The organism is Zhongshania sp., from assembly GCF_041623545.1.
Lineage (GTDB): Bacteria > Pseudomonadota > Gammaproteobacteria > Pseudomonadales > Spongiibacteraceae > Spongiibacter.
Map to the genome: position 1 here is coordinate 1 of NZ_JBFJWS010000150.1, position 7,737 is coordinate 7,737.

Here is a 7,737-nt window from a genome sequence, read left to right on the forward strand (position 1 = left end):
GTGTATTACCCGTTTTCGCCTTCTGTTGCGCAAAACCTCAAGGGGGTTGAGCGCGTAGAGGTTTTAAAGGGCCCGCAGGGTACTTTGTTTGGTCGTAATGCGGTTGGCGGTGCCATAAACGTTATTCTTAAAAAGCCTGATTTTGAGGATACATGGACAGAAATTTCTGTGTCGGGCAGTAAGGCTGAGGCCCGGGATAAGTACGACGTTGGCATGTTTGTCAATGTGCCGCTAACAGATAATGTAGCCATGAACTTCGCCGCTACTTTTGGGCAAGACGATAAAGTATACAGCGAAGATAGCACCATCGCAGGTAAGCCGGTTCCGGCAGATAAACTATTCGGTGGTCGAATGATGTTGCGCTGGCAGATGTCAGACAATGTTGATACTCGATTAACTTTGCAGGGCGCGAAACGCGACGGAACGTCCACTTTGGCAGCAAACATTAATCCAACCCCTCTGGGCACCGCTGTGGGTATTGACGGCGAAGATGGCCGGAACTACAAGGCAAATCCTGACTTGCCAATATATGGCCATTTACAATCCTTTGTGGTTTCTAGCCAAACAGACTGGCTACTGCCATTTATGGATATAAAGCTACTAGCTAGTCATCAGGCACACAGTAACCCCTATAACTATGATTACGATGGAACAGAGTTTCCAGGAGCGTCATTTATAGTCCACCGCCATGAAGCAGATATCGATGAGATGGAGCTGCAGCTATTGTCCAATGAGGGAAGCTTATGGTCCGAATGGTTAACGCTGACTGGTGGCGCCTTTTTCTTTAAAAATGAGCAGGGCTTTGATCCTGTAGAGGTAACAGTTGGTGGGCTCAATCCTGAGAACCTTGGTGCGCTAGGCGTAGAGCTGCCGCAGGAGTTGCTAGACGCAATGACTCCGGTGTTAGATCCGGTGACAAATGAGTTTAAAGTACCGGGATACGCTTTATCCAATATCGGTATCGTGGGCACAAAGTCATGGTCGGTATTTTTGCAAGCAACTGCTGAGATTACTGAATGGATGTCTATTACGCTCGGTGGTCGCTACCAGAACGAAGAGCGTGGTGTAGTGCAGTCTGAGACAACTATTCGGCTTCCGGATGGCTCAGAACAGCCTGCCTTTACTTGGACGGAAGCCCGTGACGAACAAGATAATCCACACCCATTAAATGATGTCACCAAAGGTTTTAAGCCAAAGATAGCTATTGACTTTAGGCCTTTTGATGATGGCACCTTGATCTATTTATCTTACCAAGAAGCAATTAAGGCTCATTCTTATAATGCTTTTGCGTTCTATTTGCCTCCCGCTTTTGTTGAACCTGAAGAAACGACCGCTTACGAGATCGGCGTGAAAACCATGTTGTTTGATGAAACTGTACAAGTAAACCTAGCTGCATTCCGTTATGAAATTGAAAACTTACAGACACAATCGATTTCCTTAACTAATGGCGGAGCACTGTCACTCGATACCGCGGGGACCGCGGAATCTGAAGGTTTCGAGTTTGATATAAAGGCCGATATATTTCCCAGTTACTTCGGTAACCTTGTTGGCACCGTCAACGGTACCTACATCGACGCTGTTTACACTGACTATACCGATGGTGCTGGGCACGACCCTGAAACCGGCGTGTTTACTCAAAACAATGACTTCACCGGAAACCGGGTTACTCGTTCTCCGGAATGGACTGGCTCCGCGTCTATTGCCAATACTTGGTTAATTCCTGGTGGTCCCCTCGAGGCGACAGTTAGTTACTACTATAACGACGGTTTCTTCTATTCCGCCAGTAATGACGAGCGTTATTCACAACCAAAATATGATCTTTGGGGCGCGCACATAAGTTATTTGCTAGAAGAATCAAACTTAAGATTTACTTTGTCAGGTCAAAACTTGAAAGATGAATTTTATACGGCCGGTATGTTGAAACTCGATTTTGGCGCGATGGCGTCACTCGGTACACGCAAAACAATTGGTCTCCGTGTCGACTACGAGTTTTAGGAGGCAAGGTATGCTTGTGAGTAAGGTGAATCGTTTAAGAATAAGGACTATAGAGGTGGCGGAAGTGAAATACTGGAATAGTAAATTATGTCTCGCAGTGTCGGCAATGCTAATGATTTTAGCGGGTCCAGCCTACGGGCAATACGGTGATGGCGAAGGCAGTGCAGCTCCAAGCTCATCTAGCAGTAGTGCGGGAACTGCAGAATTTAGTAGCTACGTAGATGTGCTTTTCAATTATGAAAAAAGCGAAACTGAGCCGCGGAGTAGAACGGTCGAAAGCTCCGGCGGTATGCTAGGCGGTTTAGGAGGTAGCACCACAACGACAACTGAAGATCCCATTGGCACGGCTAAGGGTGTGAGTGTGCTTGCCGGCTTCCGCCGCAAAGGCTGGTACGGATTTGAGTTTGGCGGTAGCTACACCAAGGGCGGTGAAGTACAAAAGCAAAGTCTCTTGTTCAATACCTTGATCTACCCTTTCGAAAATAACTTATATATTAAATTAGCAAGTGGCGTTACCCGCTATGTAGAGTACCCAATTGAGCGCGGCAGTGATCCTATTCCTGACGGAGATGATGATTTCATCACGATCAATTACGGTGCGGGGCTTGGGTATGTTGTGCCGTTTAAGGTGGCGGACAAATCGCTAGGGGTTCGGTTTGAAGCCGTTTACATGGCGGGAGACCGATTCCTGGAGAGAGAAAGTGATTTTGAAGAAGATATTCGCGCGCCGGGTATATTAAAGGATATCCATTTTAATATAGGCCTGCGCTTTACCCTTTAATTTTTCTCTAACGGTCGTTTAATAAAAGGAAATAAAAATGAATGCAGGCGAACTGAAAGGCATTATGTTTGGCGCAGTGTTGGCGTTTTCCCTCGGTGGTGTTGCGACGCCCGCTTTGGCTCAACTTCCTGGCGGTGCAGGCATTGGCATCCCGTTTGGTATAGACCCTATGGCAGTAGCGGGAGTTGGTGTCGATCTATTTTCGGGAATTGCCCTTGAAAATGGACTTGGAGCGGTTCCCTTGATCGGATCTGATTTGGCAACCCTAGGTACACCGGATGGCGCGCAGGCAGGCGTGCTAACTTTGGCTGAAGACCAGGCCTTGCCCGTCGGCTTACCGGTTATAGGTCGTAAACCTCAAAGGCTATACGGTTCGGTTTTTTTCGCCCTTCTTGGCACCTATGGTGTACCTTTGGCTGGAGCCGCACCTGAGTTTGATAGCTCACTTGCCACCGATAATTTCACAGAGGTACTAACAGCGTTCCCTATACCTATGCCGTAACGGTGTTTCTTTAATGCGCTTTTCGGTCGGATCAACATTTGAACTGGCCGGTTTCTATATTCAATTTTGAAAATGGGTAAAGCTTTACGTTGCCATTACGGCTGTGACGTCGATTTTTAATGTAATACCCAAAAAGTGAGTTTATATGAACTATGACTACGATTCTTGGGCTTTACTTAAGGACTTGTTGGAAGCTGTGGTAAACGATTTAGATGAGTCGCTGGGGCAAAATGAATTGGCCATGCTGCAGACCTTGAGATCGATTCTGTTGTTGAAAAAAAGTAGAAAGTTACTGGCTGATTTCGGTATAGCTGTGGTGGCTTTGCCTGCGCTATCCGAAACGGGAAAAACGCCCGGTGTCATGGCTAAATCGGAAATTGAAAGATTTATTGCCGAAATTGATACATATATTGCCTGTGAAAATGCTTAATACTATTCCGTGGACGATACTTCCAATTATATAGAGCGCAAGGATCGAGATTTCCGCGGAAATATATTGATCGCTCGGTCAGTGAGAAAAATTACAGCATAGAATATTTGCTACGTTATTGGGTATAAGTTATATTGACCTTATAGTCATTATAGCTGGTGTAAATCGGATCTAATTTCGGTGTGGCAGCGCATTTGTATTGACGGCCGCAATAACCCTCAATAGCTAGGTGACACTTTTGAAACAGCAAGAAAAAACCTCGTTCAGTACTGGAGCCAGTGAGCAAAATTCCGCTCATAATAGCGCCATAAACCGGAGGGAGCATGGCGGCCCGAAAGCCGCCGAACTATTGCGCGAAGCGAGTGGTGTTTCTACCTCCTTGGACCGAAAAGAAATCGTCGAGAAAATTCTCTCGTCATCGCGGGTGCAAGTTGCTCTAAATGAGCTTGCTATAAAGGAGGGAATGTCTGAGGTCGCGGCGCTTAGCCGTGCGCGCCGGAGCTTACATAGCTTGGTGGCGGTACAGAAGCCGCTGTTTACCACGCTGTTTGACCGTATATTGGCGCCTATGCACACCAATGCTTGGACTGTTGATGTCGACCAAGCGGCCTTGCGTCGGCTCGAGGTGTTGAGCCGGGACAATATGCTCGTTTTTTTGCCCACCCACCGATCCTACGCTGATCCCTTTATTCTCACGCAATTAATATCTTCCTCGGCACTGCCCCGCAACTATATTCTGGGTGGCGATAATATTGGGTTTTGGCCAATGGGCTCCGTTGTTCGACGCAGCGGGGCAATTTTGATACGCCGCAGTTTTGGTGACGATCGGATTTATAAGTTAATGATCAAGGAGTATCTGGCTTACCTCGCGCGCAGTGGTGGTAATCTTGAGTGGTATATGGAAGGCGGCCGCTCTAGAACGGGCAAGCTGCGACCACCTATGTATGGTTTGCTTAGGTATCTAGGGCAAGCGCTAAGTATCGAAAGTAGTAAGTCTGTTATTTTGGTTCCAGTGGCCATTACTTATGATCAGTTGCATGAAATTTGGGGTATGGCGGCAGAAGAAACTGGTAATGCCAAAAAGGCGAAGGAAGGGCTACCCTGGTTGGCGAATTACGCCAAAATGCAAAGTAAGTGGATAGGTACAGCCTATGTGCGCTTTGGCGAGCTAATGTCGCTAACCGAAGTAATGCACCCAGATTCGAAAACGCCTTCGACAATTGAAAAAGTCGCCATTGAGGTTTTTCAGCGTATCAACAAAGTTACGCCGGTAACTGGACCGGCCTTGGCGACGTTAGCTCTGTTGGCAGTGCGAAATCGTGCGCTGACGTTGCCAGAAATAACGAATTTAGTCTCGCCATTATTAGCGTACGCCCGGAAGCGGAATTTACCGACAGAAGTAGTCGACGAATTAGATAATCATTCCGGTATAAGCGACGCCCTGAGTAGCCTTGCCAAAGCCAATGTTCTCGCTTGTTACAATGACGGGCCGGAGCCTGTCTATAATATTTGTGCGGGTAGTCATAATATTGCGGCTTTTTACCGCAACTCTGCAATTCATTGGTTTATCAGTCGGGCAATTCTTGAAGTCACCCTGCTTCACACCAGCCGTATTAATAACGGTAAGGAAAGTATATTTGATCAGGGCTGGGACGATGCCCACGCGCTTCGAGATGTGCTTAAGTTTGAGTTTTTTTTCAGTGAGAAACAAAAATTCAAAGAAGAAATGCGTCAAGAGGCACTCATTTTGGATCCTGATTTTTTTGAAAAGGTGCAGCGCGCAGAAGAGCGGCGCAATATGCTTTATCAGGCTCCATTTCTCATTGCCCATAGGGTATTAATGCCCTTCCTTGAAGCCTACGTTATTGTTGCCGAACTAATGGTGGCCAAGATTAATCAGAGCATCGAAGATAGCAATGAGTTCATTGCAGATTGTTTGACTGTGGGCAAGCAATGGGTGTTGCAGTATAAAATTCGCAGCCCGGAGAGCCTATCCCAAGAGTTGTTTAGAAATGCACTTAAACTTGCGAAAAACCGAAATTTACTTGAGCAGCGTGACGGCTTGCAAGAAGACCGCATTGCTTTAAAAAATTATTTGCACAGCATGGTCGCGGCCCTAGTTAATGTTGAGAGTCTAGATCAGGAACGCTGTGAGAAAATCCAGGAAGATGAAGCAAATGAGTGATATAGCAACTGTCTTGGAATCAATTAAATTTGGCCCACAAGGGCCTCAAATTGCTGCTTTTTTTGATTTTGATGGAACCCTGATTGAGGGCTACTCGGCGCTGGTTTATATCAAGAAGCGTATTCGTGAAGGTGATATGGGGATAGCTGAGCTGTTCAATACTCTGCGCACACCCTTCCGCCAAGATGTGGATGAAGCAGCTTTTACTGCGTTGTTTAGTGACTTTGCTAAAACCTTGGCCGGCAGCGCCGAGGAAGATGTCCGTTCACTGTGGTTTGAGTTATTCATTAGTAGGATCGCACGGTCAATGTTTTTTGAAGGCTATGAATTAGTGCGCGCCCATTTGCGCGCCGGTCACACGGTGGCGATAGCGTCTTCAGCGACCAAGTATCAAATAGAACCCTTGGCCGAGGAATATGGCATTGCACACATTCTGGCTACGGAGCTAGAGGTAAAGCGCGGGGTGCTCAATGGCAATCTTTGTGGCCAGCCTCTGTGGGGGATAAATAAAGCGAGCGCGGTAAAACAATTTTCTAAAGCGAAAAAGATCAAACTCAGCCACAGTTACGGCTATGCCAATGGTCGCGAAGACATTGATTTTCTAAGTGTTACTGGCAAGCCGTATATGGTGAACCCCCACGCGGATTTGCGTAAGCACGGTAATGCAAACGCTTGGCCGGAGTTGCGGTTTGCCCAGCGTAAGCGCGCGCCCATCAAGGCGATCGCCGGCACGGTCGGCGCGTACTCGGCCATGGCGGCGACGATGTTCGCCGGCATGGCGTACAACAAATTTTACAAAGAGCCCCGCCGCACCGCTGACATGGTAGGCAGTATCGGTACCGAACTGGGTTTGGCTATTGCGGGTATTAAGGTCAATATTGTTAATGAGCATAAGCTTTGGGAACACCGGCCAGCCGTATTTATTCTCAACCATCAAAGCAAACTCGATTTCTTTCTGTTCTACAATATTATCCGTCGGGAGCTAACCGGCGTGGTGAAAAAAGAAGCCGAAAATGTACCGATTATTGGTCCGTTTTTAAAAATGGCCGAGATGTCATTTTTAGATCGTAGTAATAGCAAGCGCGCGATTGAAGCCTTGCAGCCAGCGGTAGACCGCTTGCGACGGGGTCTATCTGTAGCAATTTCGCCAGAGGGAACTCGCTCGTATACTCCCCGTGTAGGCGAGTTCAAAAAAGGCGCATTTCATATTGCTCGGCAGGCCGGTGTACCCATTATTCCAGTGGTTATTCGCAATGCCGGTGAGTTAATGTGGCGTGAAGATAATGCAATGCGTGCCGGTACCGTGGATATTTGCGTATTGGATGCCATGGACGTCTGCTCCTGGCCTGAAGACAGTCTCGCTGAGAATATTGCCCTCGTTAGGCAACAATTTGTTGATACCTTAGAAAATTGGCCGGCGGCTTCTGCGCCGGAAATTAAGTCGTTTGCAATTGCTAAGGGATAGCGTGCGATGTCAAAAGTACGCGTGAACCCAAAGCTTGCTTCACTCAAACCGTTTCCGCAGCAGCAATTGAATGATTTGTTTGGTTGGGGTGGTGGCAGTCAGCTGAGTGCGGCAGAAGCACTTATGTGGCGTATGGAAACCTTCCCCTCAGCGAGTTCAACCGGTACTTCGCTGCATTTTCTTGCTTCTACTCCGGCCTGGAGTGATGTCAGTGATTTTGTCGACGGCTTGAGTAAGACGGTACCGCGTTTGCGCCAGCGGGTACAAGAATTACCCGGCGCAGCCCAGCTTCCAGTCTGGCGCGACCATGATGATTTTCAGCTGAGTAATCATCTGCACAGAATAAGCCTGCCGAAGAACAGTGGTATGGCGACATTAA

Annotated in this window: 7 protein-coding genes; all 7 read left to right on the forward strand. The window is 47.6% G+C overall.

From position 1 onward, the window contains the following. Positions 1-1,995: TonB-dependent receptor (locus ABYT30_RS12725; protein WP_373096799.1), on the forward strand; the 1,995-nt coding region annotated here is incomplete at its 5' end. Between the two features lie 55 nt (positions 1,996-2,050). Beyond that, positions 2,051-2,776, forward strand: a complete 726-nt coding sequence (locus ABYT30_RS12730) for a hypothetical protein (protein ID WP_373096801.1) — start codon at positions 2,051-2,053, stop codon at positions 2,774-2,776. Positions 2,777-2,813: 37 nt separating this feature from the next. Next, positions 2,814-3,278: a hypothetical protein gene (locus ABYT30_RS12735; protein ID WP_373083253.1), complete on the forward strand. Its 465-nt coding sequence runs from the start codon at positions 2,814-2,816 to the stop codon at positions 3,276-3,278. Between the two features lie 145 nt (positions 3,279-3,423). Continuing rightward, complete coding sequence (locus ABYT30_RS12740; protein WP_373083254.1) at positions 3,424-3,708, forward strand: hypothetical protein; 285 nt, start codon at positions 3,424-3,426, stop codon at positions 3,706-3,708. Between the two features lie 238 nt (positions 3,709-3,946). Then, a complete protein-coding gene (locus ABYT30_RS12745; RefSeq protein WP_373096802.1) occupies positions 3,947-5,893 on the forward strand; it encodes a 1-acyl-sn-glycerol-3-phosphate acyltransferase in 1,947 nt (648 codons plus the stop codon). Beyond that, positions 5,886-7,358, forward strand: coding sequence for an HAD-IB family hydrolase (locus tag ABYT30_RS12750; protein ID WP_373096804.1), 1,473 nt, complete (start codon positions 5,886-5,888; stop codon positions 7,356-7,358). The genes ABYT30_RS12745 and ABYT30_RS12750 overlap by 8 nt, the downstream gene beginning before the upstream one ends. Before the next feature lie 6 nt (positions 7,359-7,364). Next, the coding region (locus ABYT30_RS12755) for a wax ester/triacylglycerol synthase domain-containing protein (RefSeq protein ID WP_373096806.1) at positions 7,365-7,737 on the forward strand (373 nt) is incomplete at its 3' end.

What these genes read in the sequence shown, in the direction of transcription:
- ABYT30_RS12735 (WP_373083253.1), top strand. Translation starts at nt 2,814, where the DNA reads ATGAATGCAGGCGAACTGAAAGGCATTATGTTTGGCGCAGTGTTGGCG.
- ABYT30_RS12740 (WP_373083254.1), top strand. Translation starts at nt 3,424, where the DNA reads ATGAACTATGACTACGATTCTTGGGCTTTACTTAAGGACTTGTTGGAA.
- ABYT30_RS12750 (WP_373096804.1), top strand. Translation starts at nt 5,886, where the DNA reads ATGAGTGATATAGCAACTGTCTTGGAATCAATTAAATTTGGCCCACAA.